Raw genomic sequence first — 15,964 nt, forward strand, 5'->3', positions numbered from 1 at the left:
CAAAAGCGCTAGATGCCCATGCGTGTAAATACGCCTTCAAAAGAAAAGTCCACGCGGTCATCCCCGCATAAATACCGGTAAAACTTCGCAGCGGCAATTTGGTTCAGTCTCGCGTCATTACCCGCCCAAGCGTGATAGTTCCTGAATACCTGCGCCGCTTCCGGTCCGTTGTAATCCGTTATGTTGAATAAACTGCGCTGCTCCTGGCCGGGGCGTAACCGGAGTTTAAATACATAACGGGTCTCATCGGTGTAGTTTGGCTGGGCGCAGTGCCAGATCGCGTGGTGCAGGAAGCCGATCGTCCCGGCTTTGGACTCAAGCTTACGCTGACCAATGATGTTTTTGTAGCGGCCGATGCTGCCGGTATTCACTTTATTATGAAGATGAGAGCCGGGTAAAATCAGCGTGGGCCCCATGATTTCCGGTGTATCGTGCGAGAAGTAGAAGGCTTGGATATCGAAGGCAAAGGGCCTGGTATCGATAACGGAATCGGCATGATAAATCTGCGACTTATGATGCTGGGCGGGAACGATGTGCAGAGCCGAGTGGTCATATACAGGCGCAGCGCCGACTAAGCTTTGAAGGACGCCTTTAACTTGGGGAAGCTCGAATATGTCCTTGATCACCTTGGAGCTGTTCCAATAATTACCCTGGCCCTTCCATGCCCGCTGCTCCGCATGGGCGGCTTCGTTCAGCTCGCGCGGTACAAGATTCTCTATCTGCAGATACCCGTTCACGGCGAATTGGGCCATTTGAACGGCTGTTAATAAATGCTGGTTATCCGGGTTACTCATAGGACAGTCACCTTTCTTTCCAAGACGTATTCATAGGGAAGATGTCCCAGCTCATGCTCAGCGCCTGTCCGGTACAGCGGTAAGGCGGGAAGCTGGATCACGTTCCAGCCGTCTCTCATCGCATCCAGTACGGATGGATAGAGCGGGACCTTTGAATCTCCAGTATTCATTTGGAGTTCATTTTTTGCCTTCGCCCCATCATAGAGCGCCCATGCGACGGTATCCGATTCCAGACAAGAATCCGCCAAATGCAGAATCAAGATCTGCTGCCGTGTCTTGCTCATTGTCACCCATTCCTCCTAGAAGTTTGAAGTTTTGATTTGAATGCCCTTACATCGTAATATACAAGCAAGCCGTTCTGAATCTATAATTGTAAGATAAGTTTGTGTAATTCTAAGGTGTTTGGCGAGGTGACGGTATGGATGACGGCCAATTACAATTAATGAGAAGCTACCTTATGAATGCTCAGCTCCAGCTTTATACGGTTCATCATGTCAAGGTGGGCATGGAGTGGGATTATCATCTGAAGAATCCGGAAGTGAACCGCTTCTATTATTTCCTGGAAGGAGCGGGGAAGATCCGTATCCGCAATCGGGTATATTCGCCTCAGCCAGGTCAATTGTTCCTGCTTCCAGCGCATGTCGAACAAGCCTTCTCCACCGTTGAAGGCCACACTTTCCGTAAATATTTCTGTCATTTTACGCTGACAATGGGCGATATCCATCTATTTCAACAGTTTCAAATTCCCCATTTTATCGACGTTCCGGATCAGAGCTGGTTAGAAGAGCGGTTTATAAGCTTGATTGAGCTGTCCCAAAGCAGGTCCCTTTCAGCGCCGCTGCTGATCAAATCCGTTCTCTACGACATTCTCAGCCTATTTCTGGATCAAGCCGAGCTTCAAGAGAACCGGGAAGTCTGGCGGATTGAGGCGGAGACGCCGGCAATGGCTAAGATCAATACGATTGTGAATTATATTGAAGAGCATCTATCGGAGAAAATGAGCATCAATGAGCTGGCGGACCGCCTGCATTTTCATCCGAACTATTTTATCCAGCTGTTCAAGTCTATTATGGGTGTATCGCCGATTGTATATATTACCAAGAAACGGATGGAGAAGGCGCAGATGCTGCTCGCGGCCAGTGATCTGACGATCACCGAAATTGCAGAGCAGGTAGGCCTCGATTTGTATTATTTCTCCAGCACCTTCCGCAAGCTGAACAGTCTGTCGCCGACTGAATATCGGGGGCTAATGAGAGCAAAGCGGGAATAAACGAATAGACCACTTGGGCGGGATCAATCCCGCCCAAGTGGTCTATTTGCTGCAGTATTAAAGGATGTCCGGATGCTCTGCCGCCGCATGTATGAAGCGGCAGAGCAGATATTGACGAAGACGCCCGGTTATATCTCCAGTCTGTGCAGCGACGAGCAGTATCCCTGCGGCGCGGCAAGCTCCACTTCGATATCGCGCGGCGCTCTGACTTCAAGATGGAACAGCTTTTCTGCACCTGTGTCCTCTATGCGCCACGAGACATCCACCCGTCCACCGTCCGGCAGCGGAACGGCGCCTCTTGCCCATTTCAGATCCCCAGGCTGCGGACTCACCCGGACTTTCTGCCAGCCGTCGGCAGTTCCGGTGACGCCTAAGACATAGGCGCCAAGGAAATATCCGGGTGCGGCCGACCATGCGTGACAGTGGCTGCGGGTCAATAAATTCGGATTAGCCCGGTTTTCCTTGAAATTCGGATACATTTCCCAGCATGTCGTCGCCTCATATTCGATCATTTCGCCAAAATGCTTACGCATATTATCCAGCATGACCATGAATTTTCCCTCAGACGCGAGTGCTTCATAATAGAAGAAGGCCATGAACGGACTTCCGATTTGGACAAAGTCCTCCGGCGGCGAATCCAGGTAGGAGGCAATGGTTTCACGCCGTAACCCTGAGGCCACTCCGTTTAGGAAAGCGATAACCTGTGTTTGCATGCTGAATGTCTCGGACCTCGTTCCGTCTGCATGAATGCAGTCCAGGTAGGCTTGTTTATCATCCGACCACAGGTGGAGGTTAATCGCATCGATTAGATCTTGGGACGCCTTCGCAAATGAAGCGCCCTGCTCCTCGGCGCCAGCCAGCGCGGACAATTCCGCCGCCGCACGCAGCGTCTGGGCGAATATTGCGTTCTGATGCGTAACGACGCCGTTGCCCGGCTGATCGATCGGCGCCCAGTCAAGCAGGTTCCAGCCGCGGATAAACAGCAGTCCCCGCTCGTCCAGCTTCTGCAAATAATGGTCAAGCGTGAATCTGACATCCGGCCAGATCTCGGCAGCAAACTGCCTGTCGCCTGTACGGCCGACATATTCAAGTACAGCAATGGCCCAGAAGAAGGTCCAATTCGGGATGACGCTGCTCCAGCCGCTTGGCACTTGATCCGCATACAGTGGGGACTGGTGTTTGGAGCCTGGCACGAGCTTCAGGCATCGCTTCACAATGTCCGCCTCGCCGAACACATAATAGTTCACAAGCGCTTCATTTCGGCTGTCGCCGACCCAAAAGGCTTGTTCATAAGCGGGGCAGTCCACGAAAGTGTCCTCCATGCAAAGTTTGGTCGTATACTTGCTGATTTCCCAGATGTCGTTGAGCAGCGGGTCGGAGCTGTGGAATCTTCCGATTTCCGCAACGGGATAATGGCTTTGAATCACCTGAACGCCATACAGCTTAGCGGGGCGGGAAGCTCCCCTTACCGTGACCATCAGGTAACGGAAGCCGCGTCTTACCGGCGACTCATAAGACTGCCGTCCTTCCCTGCAGGTATACCGAAGCACATTATCAAGCCCGTAAGTATCCTGTCTCCATCCGTCCCGCATATATTCGAAGCCGTAGAAATCGATCACTGTACCTGCAGCCGCATCGATTTCAAAACGGATATATCCGGATCGTTCTTTGCCAAAATCAATGATAAATTCAGTATCCGTGTCTTCGTCATTCGGAATGATTCCGGGAACCGGTCCGGGAATAACGATATTCTGCATCTTGCTCGGCACAGGGCAGCTCTCTGAACTGCGTTTCCAAATGCAGGACATAAACACGGAGGAAACGGCAGCCAGCTCTTCCGGGAACGGCTTGGCCAAGGATCGGTAAGGCGCGAACTGCTCCAGCGATTGCGTGCCGCGGAAAGCAAGATAGGAATCAAAGTGGTCGAATGCCTCGGCGTCCAGCTCCTTGTCCCCTCCGAAGCCTCTATATTGAAGCAGCGGCGAATCATTCTCCTGATGATCGATATGGACCATGGATGCGAATGGGCCGACGAGCGTAAAGGGTGAACGCTCCGGCTTGCCTGTCAGAAGAGAAACGAGTTCGAAGGGCTTCGCGCAGTCAATCCCAATATGAAGACCCCCGCCGTGATCGCCCCCCGTCGTTTCGAACCAAAGCACGTTATCGCCTTGATGCAGCTGCACATCCAAATAGCGCTGCGGCTCTTCTCCCGTTAACTCGTCAGGCATGTACCTCTTACCGTTAAGGCCAAGAGACACGAAAGCCCCGAACCCGCCGGCATAGCCGATGGTAGCCCCGGCCTCTTCCGAAGCCCGGATAATAACAGCCGCATAGCCGGCAAAGGATGTCTGATTAGCGTGGAACTTACTCTCCGGCACCATCGCGTTGCGGATATCGAAATGACCGGTCCAAGAGACCGGCTTGACCTTCTTGAGTGATTCCACCCGTACCGGCCATAATGTTTCTTCCGTCAGCGGCGGGATGTCAGCCGGCAGAAGTGCTGGCCACGGTTCTGTGCCAGCCGCTGCGACGACATGGGCATTGGACCATTCTGGAGCGCTTCCCGCCTTTAAAATCCAGTCTTCATCCCAATTTCTGGAATCAAATTGCTCGGAGAAGCCAAGCTGACAGGACATACGGGAAACCCTGCGCTCATGAGCGCCATGTACAGCCGTCATCCAGGAAGCGTCCGTCTTGGCTGCAACGATCGAGGATTCGCCGGCAGTCAGCTCCAGCTGAGCAAGCAGTCCCCCTCGGCCAAGCAAATATTGGAAAGTCGATACGCCAAAATGCGTCACCAGCACAGCAATGCTGTTCGGCTGACCGCGCTTGAGAAGATGCCCGACATCCAGGCGGGCGTAACGCTGCTCAGAAGGCCATGATCTAACGGGTCCACGCCCGCATTGTACACCGTTGATATAGATGACGAATCGCGAGTCTGCGGTAATCGATACAATCGCTTCGTCCCAGCCGCTCTCCGGCACTTCGATGGACTTGTAGAAGCATCGCCACTCGTTTCGGGTGCTTGCCTCTTCACCGCCCCAAATCCAAGATGCCTGCCATTTTGTCTCCGCTAGCATGTCAATCACTCCAATTCGGCATTGTGAACTCACTGCTTTTATTCTACTATGGGGATATAGGATTAATGGGTGGCTAATCGGCCATATTTAGATGCTGAATACGACATAAACATGGAGCTGAGCGATGACACATCATCATGTAATCGAGACGCCGGGTACGCTGTTTTTCCGCGAAGAACTCCCGATCTATGTGAACCGCGTGCAGGAAGCATTCGATTTGCAGGAGCATACGCATGACTTTTTCGAGATCTGTCTGGTCGCCGAGGGCGCAGGGGAGCATTACATCGACGGCACCCACTTCAAGGTTACCAGAGGAGATCTGTTTTTCATCCCGATCGGCGTATCGCATGTTTTCCGTCCATCTTCGGCATCGCGCGAGACCCGGCTGATCGTTTATAACTGTCTTTTTACAAGAGAATGTTTATACGGTCTTGTGAGCCGGTTCCCATTGGAGAAGCAAATGCTTGAGTTTTTGGAGGAAATTGAAGCGATGCGGCAGTGGATGGTTCTCCGGGATGCAAATGGTGAAGCGAATCGTATTATGCATCGACTTTATCAAGAGTATTCACAGCAAAGCGGCGGTTTTTCTATTTGTCTCTACAGCGGACTGCTCGAGCTGATGGTCAAGTTCTTCAGGGGAACACGCGAGTCTGAGGTCCTGCCCGCTGCCAGACCGGCAGGCAGTCTGATTAGACATATTCTGGCGGATATTGACAGCAACTGCGCTGGAGGCGTCAGAGCGGCGGAAGCCGCATTCCGTGCCGGGCTCAGTATCCGCCAGTTCCAGCGCGCCGTCAAGGAAATGACAGGCATGACCTTCACCGAATACGTACAAGAGGCCCGAATGAAAGAAAGCTGCCGGATGCTGGTTTCCACCCTGCTCAGAGTCGGCGAGATCTCGAACGCGGTCGGATATCAGGACGTGAAATTTTTCAATCGGCTATTTAAACAGAAAACCGGGATGTCGCCCCGCGAGTACCGCAATTATCATGCACCCGGATCAGCCCCAAGGATGCTGACCTGACAATCGGCGGTTATTCACTTGACAAGGTGATTAACCGTGTAAGGAAATCGGAGAGACCTCGTGTATGAGCTTGACTCACACTGAGGTCTCTTTGTTGATGAGACGGAAGGAAGAAGCTTGCAGGATCTTTATAATACTTTAAGGAAAAAATGGTATTTGATAGGCGATATCGTGCTACAATGGTAGGAATTTGGAAGTTATTTTACTTTTATTTGGAAATGGAGTGGATGATTTGACCGGTTTTAATGGCAAGATTGCGGTGCTGATCGGTACCGCAGGTACAGCTCTCGTATTGTCAGGCTGCAGTCTGGTAGGAGGGAATTCGGGGAAAAGTGAGGAGCCGTCGGCGCTTAAGGTGATGTATTATGATGAAAGATCCTTTTACAGCCAGCTCGGTATGCTCTACTCTGCGCTTCATCCGGAGGTGGATATCACCGTCGTTACGAATCAGAGAAATAACGCGGACCCGAAGGCGGATATGAACGCCCTGTTTGACAAGTTCATCGAGGAAGAGCAGACGGATGTGATCATGCTCTCTCCGGAGCAATTGACCAAATACGCTGCAGACGGCAAGCTGCTTGACTTGGATACGATGACGGAGAATGAGGATTTCAATAAGGAGTCCCTGATTCCCGGGCTGCTTGATTATATGAAAGAGCTGGGGGAAGGCAAGCTGTATGGTCTCTCACCGAACTTTTACAGCCAAGTCATATTCTATAACAAGGATATGTTTAATAAGTATGGAGTCCCTCTTCCGGAAGACCGGATGAGCTGGGAGAAGGTGTTTGAGCTCGCTCAGCGTTTTCCAACCGACGGCGCAAAGGATAAGCGGGTTTATGGGCTGAGTTTCGGTTATAACAGCGAGCTGTATCAGCTGGGCAGCATGCTTGGCAGCACGGAGAATTTGAGTATGTTCAATGCCTCGACCAAGCAGGTAACCATCAACACGCCGGCATGGAAGAAAGTATTCGGAACTGCGATTAAGGGATTGAAATCGGGTTCCTTGTATACGGATGATCCAAATGGCGGCACCGGCTCAACCAGCTATGAGGACTATCTGCTGCGGGATCCCTTTATCTCGGGCAAACTGGCGATGAAGATCGAGGGCGCCTATCTGATGGGGCAAATCAAGGAGGCGCAGACAGCGGTCAAGGACAAGGCTGTTAAGAATTGGGATATGGTGACGATGCCTGTCGATCCGCAAAATCCGGATAGCAGCACGAGCATGTCGTTCGGGCAAATCTTCGCCGTGAATGCAAAGTCAGTGAATGCGGAAGCAGCCAAGGAATTTATCCGCTATATAACGAGCGAGGAGTATGCGAGAGTGACCTCCAAAGTACAGGATGGAAGCTTCCCGGTCCGCACCAAATATTTGGATGACAAGGATAACCATAACATGAAGGCCTTTTACAGCTTAAAGCCGGTGCAGTCCTCCCTGTATAAAGATTATGACAAGCTCCCGCAGAATTTCTTCATGCAGTTTATGGGTATCGCGCAGGAGGAGCTTAAAGGTGCTTTTGACGGGAAGAAGTCGATAGATGAAGCGCTCGCAGCCGCTCAAACGAAGGGGCAGCAGGCACTTATTCAAGCGGAAGCCGCAGATAAGAACAAACCGGCCGAGGGGGCGGATAAGGCGGCGGGTACAGCTGGGGCGTTAACCTCAACTTCAGGTTAAGAAGAATGGGAAGAATGGGAATATTGTATCCCTTGCTCAGCTGTATCATGTGCAGCCAAGCAAGGGATTTTTTTCAAGCAGAGGAAAAAAGGTTGACAATCATTTAGATTTAAGAGATAAACTAGAGATGATTTAGAATGTATAATGTAAACGAATACAGATTCAGCAGCAAAAAATCCAGGAGCATGCAAACGGTGAAACCGAAGATTGGTAAAAAAGGATAGAGAAGGCCCACGGAATGCGGAAATCCTGTGTACATACCGCAAATCCGTTCCTTATATAGGTTGAGCACGACATTTCATAATGGGAGGCTATACTTATGGGAAAAATTCGCATTGGGATGATTGGTACAGGAGGAATCGCCGGGTGGCATGCTCGGCAGCTGTTGGAATTGCCGGAAGTGGAAATTACAGCCCTTACAGATACGAGTGCTGCTGCCAGAGAGAGCTTCGCTCAGAAGTTTGGACTAACGGGTGCAGCTCAGTTCGCGGATTATGAAGATATGCTGGAGCAGGCGGAGCTGGATGCGGTTGTTATTTGCTCGCCGCATACGCTGCATTTCCAGCAAGCCAGCGATGTCCTTAATAAAGGCCTGCATGTCCTGATCGAGAAGCCGATGACTTGTTCCTCCGCGGAGGCTGAGCTGCTGATCCGAACGGCAGAGAAATCGGGAAAAATTATGCAGGTCTCCTATCAGCGCCATTTTCAGCCAGAGTTCTTATATATCCGTGATGCAATCGCAAGCGGTCAAATCGGCAAGCTGACCTCGATTACCGCTTCTCTCTACCAGGAGTGGAGGCAGGGGACGCCAGGGTCATGGCGGCAGGATCCCGCATTATCCGGCGGCGGCTTCCTGATGGATTCCGGCAGCCATATTATCGATGTGCTGCTGTGGACGACAGGCCTTACGCCTGTGGAAGTCAAGCCGCAGCTGCATATGCATGGAGCACCCGTTGAGATCGATACCTTCACCTCCATCCGCTTTGCTGAAGGCGCTGTAGCCGGTCTTAATTTGGTTGGTTATGCGCCCTGCTGGCATGAAACCTTCGTGTTCTGCGGCGAGGAAGGCGGAATTTTCTATGATAACGGCAGCATTACCCTGCGCCGCTTGGGCCAGGAAACCGTTATACCGGAGCTCCCGGCGCAAACAACCAACCAGGACAAAAGCTTCATCGATGCGATTCTTGGCCGTCATGAAGTGATCGTTCCAGGTGAATTCGCGCTTAAAGTCGTGAAGCTGTCGGAAATGATTTATCAAGCGGCAGGCTATGTGCCGGATGCCGCTATTCAGTCAGAGGAGGAACAGAGCGCATGAATAATCCAATAGGGATGCGTATCCCGCCTAAGATTGGCGCGGAAGGCATCCAACAGGTAGCGAAATGGGCTGCAGGAATCGGCCTGGACATTCTGGACGTATCGAAATTGACACCTGAAGTGAAGGCTGCCTGTGACCAAGCGGGTATCGGGATCGGCTCTGTCGACGCGCATCATACATCTCAGCTGTTAAGCAGGGATGAAGCACGGCGCTGCGATGCATTGGAATTGGCGAAGCGGGAGGTGACCGGCATAGCTGAGCTTGGAGGAAGCGTCTTGTTCATGTGTCTGGTTCCCGAAGACCGGACACTTCCTCGCAGTGAAGGGTTCGCCATATGGAAGGATACCTTCCCTGAGCTGGTCCGCCATGCCGAGCAGAACGGCATCTATATTGCGATTGAAGGATGGCCGGGACCGGCGCCTTATTATCCGACGCTCGGCTGTACACCTGAGATGTGGAGAGCCATGTTCGAAGCGATTCCATCGAAGCACTTTGGTCTCAACTATGATCCTTCCCACCTTGTGCGGCTTGGAATCGACTATCTCCGCGCGCTCACGGAATTTGGAGAGCGGGTGGTGCACTGCCATGGCAAGGATACCGAAATTCTTCATGATGAGCTCTATGAATGCGGCGTGCTCCAATCTACATTTGGCGCGAAGTATGGATTCTCGGAAGGCTCCTGGAGGTATACGATTCCCGGACATGGTCAGGTGGAATGGAATAAAGTGGCGGTTCGTCTTGACCGCCTTGGTTACAAAGGAGCCGTCAGCATCGAGCTTGAGGATCACCGTTTCTGGGGCTCTATTGAGGCCGAGAGACAAGGGATCATAAAGTCGACCGAGCATTTGGCGAAGTTTTTCAAATAACGCTGCATAATCAGCCGCTTGCCGGCCGGGATCAGCTATAATCAGCGGGCAGCACGAAGAGCCGCACAGGCCGTTAAGACGGGCCGTGCGGCTCTTCGTTTATTTCTTGTCATGCTCCTGCATGTTCTGCAAATGGGTCTCTATTTCCTCCAGCGTCCATATAGATCCGTTGAAGAGAGTGCCTGCCTGTGCTTCGTCAAGCAAGCTTGTGAGCCAGAGCTTCTCCGTCTCCCCGAATTGAATGAACCCGCGAATCATCATGGCAGAGCCTTTGGGCAAATATGTTTCTTTGATTTCAAGAACCATCTTCATTCGCTCAATCCGCTGCTCGCAAGCGGCCAGCTGTTTCAATATCAAGTCTTCAACCTTCTCCGGATCGCTGTGCCGGATGAAGGGGAGCGCTTGAAACAGCGGATGCTGCGGGTACGAAATCTGGCTGAGCTGCGCATAGAGCAGATCCAGAAAAGCGGATTTTCCTTTATCCGTGATCCGATAGATGGTTTTGTCCGGCCGATTGTCGCCGGGTACGGCTACAACCTCTGAGGCCTCGATTAATTCATCCTCACGAAGCTGATCGACCGCATAGTAGAGCGACCCGTCTCTAAGCTTGAAGGATTCATTCCAGTTCCGCATCTTAATGGTTTGGCGTATATCATACGGATGCCGTTCGCGTTCCATTAATAGCCCCAGAATCATTAACTTCATGGACATGACGGTCAGCCCCCTCGGTAAGAGGGTTCGGGTTTCCCGGCTCCATCGCCCGCAGGGCTTTGTTTTCCAGCTGCGTTTTGCGGAGCTTGCTTAGCAATTTCCAGACGCGCGCGCCCCATCATAATGGCAAACACGATCGCGATTACCGGCAGAATAACGGACCATTGGAAGATAAAGATAATCGAATCGGCCAGCTTAGTCAGCAATGCGTTGACGATTTCTGCTGAAATGCCCATTTTCGCTTGAACGGCCGGATCCAGAAGCGCTTGCCCGCCTTTGATCTTAGCCGCCATCTCGGGGTTGATATTCGGAATAGCTTGGACCCCGGCTTGAAATTCCGACTTCTGAATCGCGCCGAATACGGTTACTCCAAGCGCAGAGCCGATCGTCCGGAAGAAAGTGATAAGCGACGAGGCTGATCCTTTATACTGCGGCGGCACGGAATTAAGCGTCGAGATGTTAAGCAGGGAGAAGGATACGCCCATACCCAGCCCGACAATGATCATGTAAAGGGTAATAACCAACCGGCTTGTTGCGGTATCCATGGCAAATCCAAGCAGTGACGTGCCGATAACCAGTGTCAAAGCGGATACCAGCATCGTATCGCGGAATTTAAACTTGGTGGCGACCCGGCCGCCGATCTGGCTGCTGAGCACGACGCCCAGCATCATTGGCGTCAGAACAGAGCTCGTTTCCGTTGCAGTTTTGTGGAATACGCCTTGAATGAAGATTGGAATATAAGTTGCAGCCGAAATCATGACACCGCCGTAGAGAAGGCTGATCATCATGCTGCTCGTGAACAGTCGTTTCTTGAATAGGCTGAGCTGGATAATCGGATCCTTAACCTTCGTTTCAACGAATAGGAAAACGATCAGCAGAAGGCCTGAAGCAATGAACAAGGAGATGGTTTTAGCCGAACCCCATGCCCAGCCGTCTGATCCGCCAAGCTCCAAGCCAAACATCAAGCAGAGAATGGCTGCGGTCAGCAGAATAGCGCCTGCCCAGTCAATCATTTGTTTCTTCGTATTCTTCGATTCGTGATAAGCTCTGACGATGAAGGCAACCGCCAAAATTCCAATAGGCACATTGATGTAGAAAATCCAACGCCAGCTAATGTTGTCCGTGATCAATCCGCCCATAATGGGGCCGAAAACGCTGGAAACGCCGAATACAGCACCGAAGAGCCCCATCATTTTGCCGCGTTTCTCAGCCGGGAACAAATCGAAAATAATCGTGAATACAATCGGCATCAAAGCGCCGCCGCCGATCCCTTGAATGGCGCGGTAAATAATCAGCTGCTCCATGTTTTGCGCGGTCCCGCACAGGATGGAGCCCAGCATGAATAAGATTAATCCGGCGAGGAAGAACCGTTTGCGCCCGTACATATCGGAGAGCTTGCCGAAGATCGGCGTCGATACGACCATCGCGATCATATACGCAGAATAAACCCATACGAATTTATCGAGTCCTCCGAGCTGCTCGATGATTTTGGTCATGGCGGTCGAGACGATGGTCTGATCCAGCGCAGCCATAAAGAGACCCAGCAGCAAACCGGCAATAACCAGCTTTACGTTGCTTTTCTTAGCGTCCATGTTCAACTTCCTTTCATTACCTTTAATATACTCAAATTTGAATACCCTCAATCAGTATACTCAAATTTGAGTAAATTACAAGATGGAAAATTTAAATAATGAAACAAAATCGTTGTGCCAAGAGACGGGTCCGCGCGTCCGACTTCATCCACGCAAAAAAAAGTCCTGCCGCAGTTGAATTCATCAACGCAGCAGGACTTATATATACGGGTACGTTATTCCTTCTCCACGACTCGCGCAACAGGACCGCCGCAAGTGCGGCATTTGCCCTCCAAGATCAGTCCGTACTTGTTCTCGGTAATGCTGTATTGAATGATTTCAACTACATCTTTACAATTTCCGCAAAACACGTTGCGCACAAGCTTGTCTCTGTACAACTGAGGAATGGTTTTCCAAGTTTTAAGTGCTTGTAAGGATGATACGTTACTATTGAATTCAGACATCATACTTCGCTCCAATCGGGGACAATATGGCTAACTCTAGTGTATATGATTTGGGCGTGGATGTCTTGTGGTCTGCAACAGTTTCCAGGATCAAACCGGAAAGTAAGCCTTGGGAAATTGATGAGATCTCATTTGTCATGTTTTCACTTCTCTGCCCCTGTCCATAATATAGGTATGATCTTCTTACCAGACTTAAAGGGGGAATGGCTATCAAACGTTCAACGATTACATGGCTGGTTATCGGAGCTGTCGTGCTCATTCTTATTTTGACCGGAGTCGGTTCTTATAATGGATTGGTCTCATCGGAGACTGCAGTGGACAATAAACTGTCTCAGATCGATGTCGACCTTCAGCGCAGAGCGGATCTCATTCCTAACCTCGTGAACACGGTTAAAGGATATGCTGCGCATGAGAAGGAGGTTATTGCTAGCATCGCAAAGGCAAGAGCGCAGCTGAATGCAGCGGGTACCCCGCAGGAGAAGGCGGATGCGGATCAACAGCTGACAGGGGCGTTGTCCAGACTGTTAGTTGTGGTGGAGAACTACCCCGATTTGAAGGCGGATCAACAGTTTACCCGTCTGACAGATGAACTGGCCGGCACGGAGAACCGGATATCGGTTGCCCGCAGAGACTACAATGAAGCCGTAACGGGCTATAACACCAAAATCCGAAAGTTCCCTGCTTCCCTGTATGCGTCGATATTTGGATTCGATAAGAAGGAATTGTTCAAAGCAAAAGAGGGCGCGGAAACGGTGCCTGAAGTGAATTTTTAATGGGTTTCATTCGGGCAGGCCGATCGAAGCGGGACAGGGCGTTGAATCCATATAGGCTTGGGATGCAGACTCTGGCAGGGATATTCGGTGTTTGGCTTATCGGCTGCAGTCTCTTCTGGATGGCCGGCATAGCGTCAGCTGCTTCTTCGTCCCCGTACGGTGTGTATGTACAGGACGATGCGGGCGTCCTATCCGCGGAGTATGAACAGCGGCTGTACGATCATGCCCTCTGGCTCCACGAGAAGACGGGTTCCGCGCAGGTGGGTGTCGCAACCGTAAACGCCGCTGATTTGAAGGGCAAATCAATCGAGAACGCGGCGGTCGACCGTTTTCGCCAAATGGGGCTTGGGAGCAAGGAACGTAATGATGGCGTATTGCTTCTCTACGTTTCCGGCGATGAGCCGCATGTTCGGATTGAGGTCGGCTACGGATTGGAAGGGCGAATAACCGACAGTAAGGCAGGAGCAATTCTGGACCGTTTTTTCGTGCCGTTGATGCAGCAGGGACAGCTCGATGAGGCATGCTTCCAAACGCAAAGCGCGCTGATCCGTGAGGCTGCGGCTGAATATGGCATTGATGCCTCCCAATTGCCGGAGGGGAGCGGCGGCTTGCCTCCTGTTGACGAAGAAGGCGGGGGAGGCTGGTTCAACACCCTTCCCGGCTATTTGAAAGTGGGCATCGGAATTATAGTTGTCCTGCTCTTCTTCTTGGATTTCAAGCTGACTGGAGGCGCATTTACCTTCGCGGTTCTTAATATGGTCGGTCGAAGAGGCGGTTCCTCGGGAGGACGGGGAGGCTTCGGCGGCGGACGCGGCGGCGGCGGCTCAAGCGGGGGCGGAGGTGCGAGCCGGTAGCCGGATGAACGTCGGAGGACAAAAAGAGCAGACTCCTGTTCTATTGAACAGAAGGCTGCTCTTTTTGTTTAGAACAGTAAAGCCAGCCATTCTTCACGGTCAACAGGCCCGAAGTAGACACGCAGATCCATATCATCCAGCGCCGCCTTCACAGATGCCGCGTCATACCTGACCCCGATGAGCTTATCGGTAATATCGCTTACTTCACCCGTCCCGAAGAAATCACCGAAGACGGAGGCCTCTGTGATGACGCCCTCTATGACATTGAGCCGCACATCGTAGGTCCCAGCCGCAAGCCGCTTAACTTGGCGGACGTTAAAAGCGGGCGAACGGCCGTAGTTCCAATCCCAGCTGCGGTAGCGTTCATCCGCGAGCTTATGGACAGCGGCCCAATCCGCATCGGTTAGCCGATACTCCGGAATTTCAGAATATCCCGCGAAGATCGATTTCAATATAAACTGGCGAAATTGCTCCATCGTCATCGGTTCACTCAGAAATTCGATAATATTGGCTACACGGCTGCGAACGGATTTGGTTGCTTTGGATTCGAATTTAGCCGGATTGACCTTGAGCGCCGAGACAATCGAATCGACCTCGGAATTGAACAGGAGCGTACCATGGCTGAACATCCGCCCTTTGGAAGCGAACTGTGCGTTGCCGGAGATTTTGCGTTCGCCGACCTGCAGATCGTTGCGTCCCGACAGCTCGGCCTCAACCCCCAGCTTGCGCAGCGCTTCAACGACGGGCTCCGTAAATTTGCGGAAATTGTGAAAGGATTTGCCGTCATCGCGGGTCAGGAAGCTGAAGTTCAGGTTTCCGAGATCATGATAGACCGCTCCGCCGCCTGACAGCCGGCGAACAACATGAATGCCCTGTTCTTCGACATAGGACGAATTCACTTCTTCGGCTGTATTCTGATTTTTACCGATGATGATCGAAGGCTCGTTAATGTAGAAGAGCAAATAATCTTCCTCCAGAGGAAGATTCCGGAGTGCGTACTCCTCCAGAGCCAGATTTATGGATGGATCATGAATATCTGCATGATGAATAATCTGCATGATGAATAAAAAGCATCGCCGGCGCCCTCCCGCTTTGTATTTGTAAGGCTTGCTACTAAGTATGATATAGGAGATGCCGGGAGTCGTCCAATTCGTCAGTAAAACGAGCAAAATGACAAGATAAAACCCGTTATGGCCATTAGGATTTGGTCAAAACGGTTTTTTTGTTTTGTAAATAACCATTTTCCCGCTGCGATCATCAACATTCGATGTCTCATTGGGTTAACTTTTTCTTGTAAAGAGGGCGCTTTTCGACCCCTTGCGGCTATCATGCGAAAGCTGTCTGACGTTCACGAATTAACAGCAGAGGCAGCGGTTAAAGGGGATGTCGAAGCAGCAAGACGCGCCATCGAGCTCGATCCTGCGGTAACCGACAAACAAGCCGGCTACGAAGCTTTGAATCAAATGCTGAAGGCTCATGCAGATTTGCTGCCGCAGTTTAACGTATAGAACGAATTGGTGTTTACAAGTTGACAGGAATCACCTTTAATACTCATTTAAGGCTCCAC

15 protein-coding genes are annotated in these 15,964 nt (G+C 51.4%); 8 read left to right on the forward strand and 7 right to left on the reverse strand.

What is annotated here, in order from left to right:
• Nucleotides 1-8: 8 nt before the first annotated feature.
• Together ACFPYJ_RS09730 and ACFPYJ_RS09735 are read right to left on the reverse strand one after the other, a co-directional pair.
• Complete coding sequence (locus ACFPYJ_RS09730; RefSeq protein WP_379187913.1) at nt 9-794, reverse strand: phytanoyl-CoA dioxygenase family protein; 786 nt, start codon at nt 792-794, stop codon at nt 9-11.
• Nucleotides 791-1,078: a hypothetical protein gene (locus ACFPYJ_RS09735; RefSeq protein ID WP_379187914.1), complete on the reverse strand. Its 288-nt coding sequence runs from the start codon at nt 1,076-1,078 to the stop codon at nt 791-793. Before ACFPYJ_RS09735 ends, ACFPYJ_RS09730 begins: the two co-directional genes overlap by 4 nt.
• 173 nt (nt 1,079-1,251) lie before the next feature.
• Here ACFPYJ_RS09735 and ACFPYJ_RS09740 point away from each other — a divergent pair, with 173 nt between their 5' ends.
• Nucleotides 1,252-2,064, forward strand: a complete 813-nt coding sequence (locus ACFPYJ_RS09740) for an AraC family transcriptional regulator (RefSeq protein WP_379187915.1) — start codon at nt 1,252-1,254, stop codon at nt 2,062-2,064.
• A 128-nt stretch (nt 2,065-2,192) separates the two neighbouring features.
• Here ACFPYJ_RS09740 and ACFPYJ_RS09745 read toward each other — a convergent pair whose 3' ends face one another.
• A complete protein-coding gene (locus ACFPYJ_RS09745; RefSeq protein WP_379187916.1) occupies nt 2,193-5,144 on the reverse strand; it encodes a family 78 glycoside hydrolase catalytic domain in 2,952 nt (983 codons plus the stop codon).
• Between the two features lie 124 nt (nt 5,145-5,268).
• Here ACFPYJ_RS09745 and ACFPYJ_RS09750 point away from each other — a divergent pair, with 124 nt between their 5' ends.
• From ACFPYJ_RS09750 to ACFPYJ_RS09765, 4 genes are all read left to right on the forward strand, one after another.
• Nucleotides 5,269-6,168: a helix-turn-helix domain-containing protein gene (locus ACFPYJ_RS09750; protein ID WP_379187917.1), complete on the forward strand. Its 900-nt coding sequence runs from the start codon at nt 5,269-5,271 to the stop codon at nt 6,166-6,168.
• Nucleotides 6,169-6,400: 232 nt separating this feature from the next.
• A complete protein-coding gene (locus ACFPYJ_RS09755; RefSeq protein WP_379187918.1) occupies nt 6,401-7,843 on the forward strand; it encodes an ABC transporter substrate-binding protein in 1,443 nt (480 codons plus the stop codon).
• A 319-nt stretch (nt 7,844-8,162) separates the two neighbouring features.
• A complete protein-coding gene (locus ACFPYJ_RS09760) occupies nt 8,163-9,158 on the forward strand; it encodes a Gfo/Idh/MocA family protein (protein ID WP_379187919.1) in 996 nt (331 codons plus the stop codon).
• Entirely contained in the window at nt 9,155-10,024 is an 870-nt protein-coding gene (locus ACFPYJ_RS09765) for a sugar phosphate isomerase/epimerase family protein (protein ID WP_379187920.1), read from the forward strand. The genes ACFPYJ_RS09760 and ACFPYJ_RS09765 overlap by 4 nt, the downstream gene beginning before the upstream one ends.
• 99 nt (nt 10,025-10,123) lie before the next feature.
• On the opposite strand, the gene ACFPYJ_RS09770 is transcribed toward ACFPYJ_RS09765, so the two are convergent.
• From ACFPYJ_RS09770 to ACFPYJ_RS09780, 3 genes are all read right to left on the reverse strand, one after another.
• Nucleotides 10,124-10,735 (reverse strand): PadR family transcriptional regulator, encoded by a 612-nt coding sequence (locus ACFPYJ_RS09770; protein ID WP_379187921.1) that lies wholly within the window; start codon nt 10,733-10,735, stop codon nt 10,124-10,126.
• A gap of 5 nt (nt 10,736-10,740) precedes the next feature.
• Nucleotides 10,741-12,327: an MDR family MFS transporter gene (locus ACFPYJ_RS09775; RefSeq protein ID WP_379187922.1), complete on the reverse strand. Its 1,587-nt coding sequence runs from the start codon at nt 12,325-12,327 to the stop codon at nt 10,741-10,743.
• A gap of 215 nt (nt 12,328-12,542) precedes the next feature.
• Nucleotides 12,543-12,770, reverse strand: a complete 228-nt coding sequence (locus tag ACFPYJ_RS09780) for a hypothetical protein (RefSeq protein WP_379187923.1) — start codon at nt 12,768-12,770, stop codon at nt 12,543-12,545.
• Nucleotides 12,771-12,973: 203 nt separating this feature from the next.
• On the opposite strand from ACFPYJ_RS09780, the gene ACFPYJ_RS09785 reads away from it, so the two are divergent.
• Together ACFPYJ_RS09785 and ACFPYJ_RS09790 are read left to right on the forward strand one after the other, a co-directional pair.
• On the forward strand, nt 12,974-13,543 hold the full coding sequence (locus ACFPYJ_RS09785; protein ID WP_379187924.1) for a LemA family protein: 570 nt from the start codon (nt 12,974-12,976) through the stop codon (nt 13,541-13,543).
• Complete coding sequence (locus ACFPYJ_RS09790) at nt 13,543-14,397, forward strand: TPM domain-containing protein (protein WP_379187925.1); 855 nt, start codon at nt 13,543-13,545, stop codon at nt 14,395-14,397. Before ACFPYJ_RS09785 ends, ACFPYJ_RS09790 begins: the two co-directional genes overlap by 1 nt.
• 68 nt (nt 14,398-14,465) lie before the next feature.
• On the opposite strand, the gene ACFPYJ_RS09795 is transcribed toward ACFPYJ_RS09790, so the two are convergent.
• Complete coding sequence (locus ACFPYJ_RS09795) at nt 14,466-15,455, reverse strand: lipoate--protein ligase (RefSeq protein ID WP_379187926.1); 990 nt, start codon at nt 15,453-15,455, stop codon at nt 14,466-14,468.
• Between the two features lie 132 nt (nt 15,456-15,587).
• On the opposite strand from ACFPYJ_RS09795, the gene ACFPYJ_RS09800 reads away from it, so the two are divergent.
• On the forward strand, nt 15,588-15,905 hold the full coding sequence (locus ACFPYJ_RS09800) for a family 4 glycosyl hydrolase (RefSeq protein WP_379187927.1): 318 nt from the start codon (nt 15,588-15,590) through the stop codon (nt 15,903-15,905).
• Nucleotides 15,906-15,964: the final 59 nt, after the last annotated feature.

It is taken from the genome of Paenibacillus solisilvae, from assembly GCF_042656405.1.
In the GTDB taxonomy this organism is placed as follows: Bacteria; Bacillota; Bacilli; order Paenibacillales; family Paenibacillaceae; genus Paenibacillus_Z; species Paenibacillus_Z solisilvae.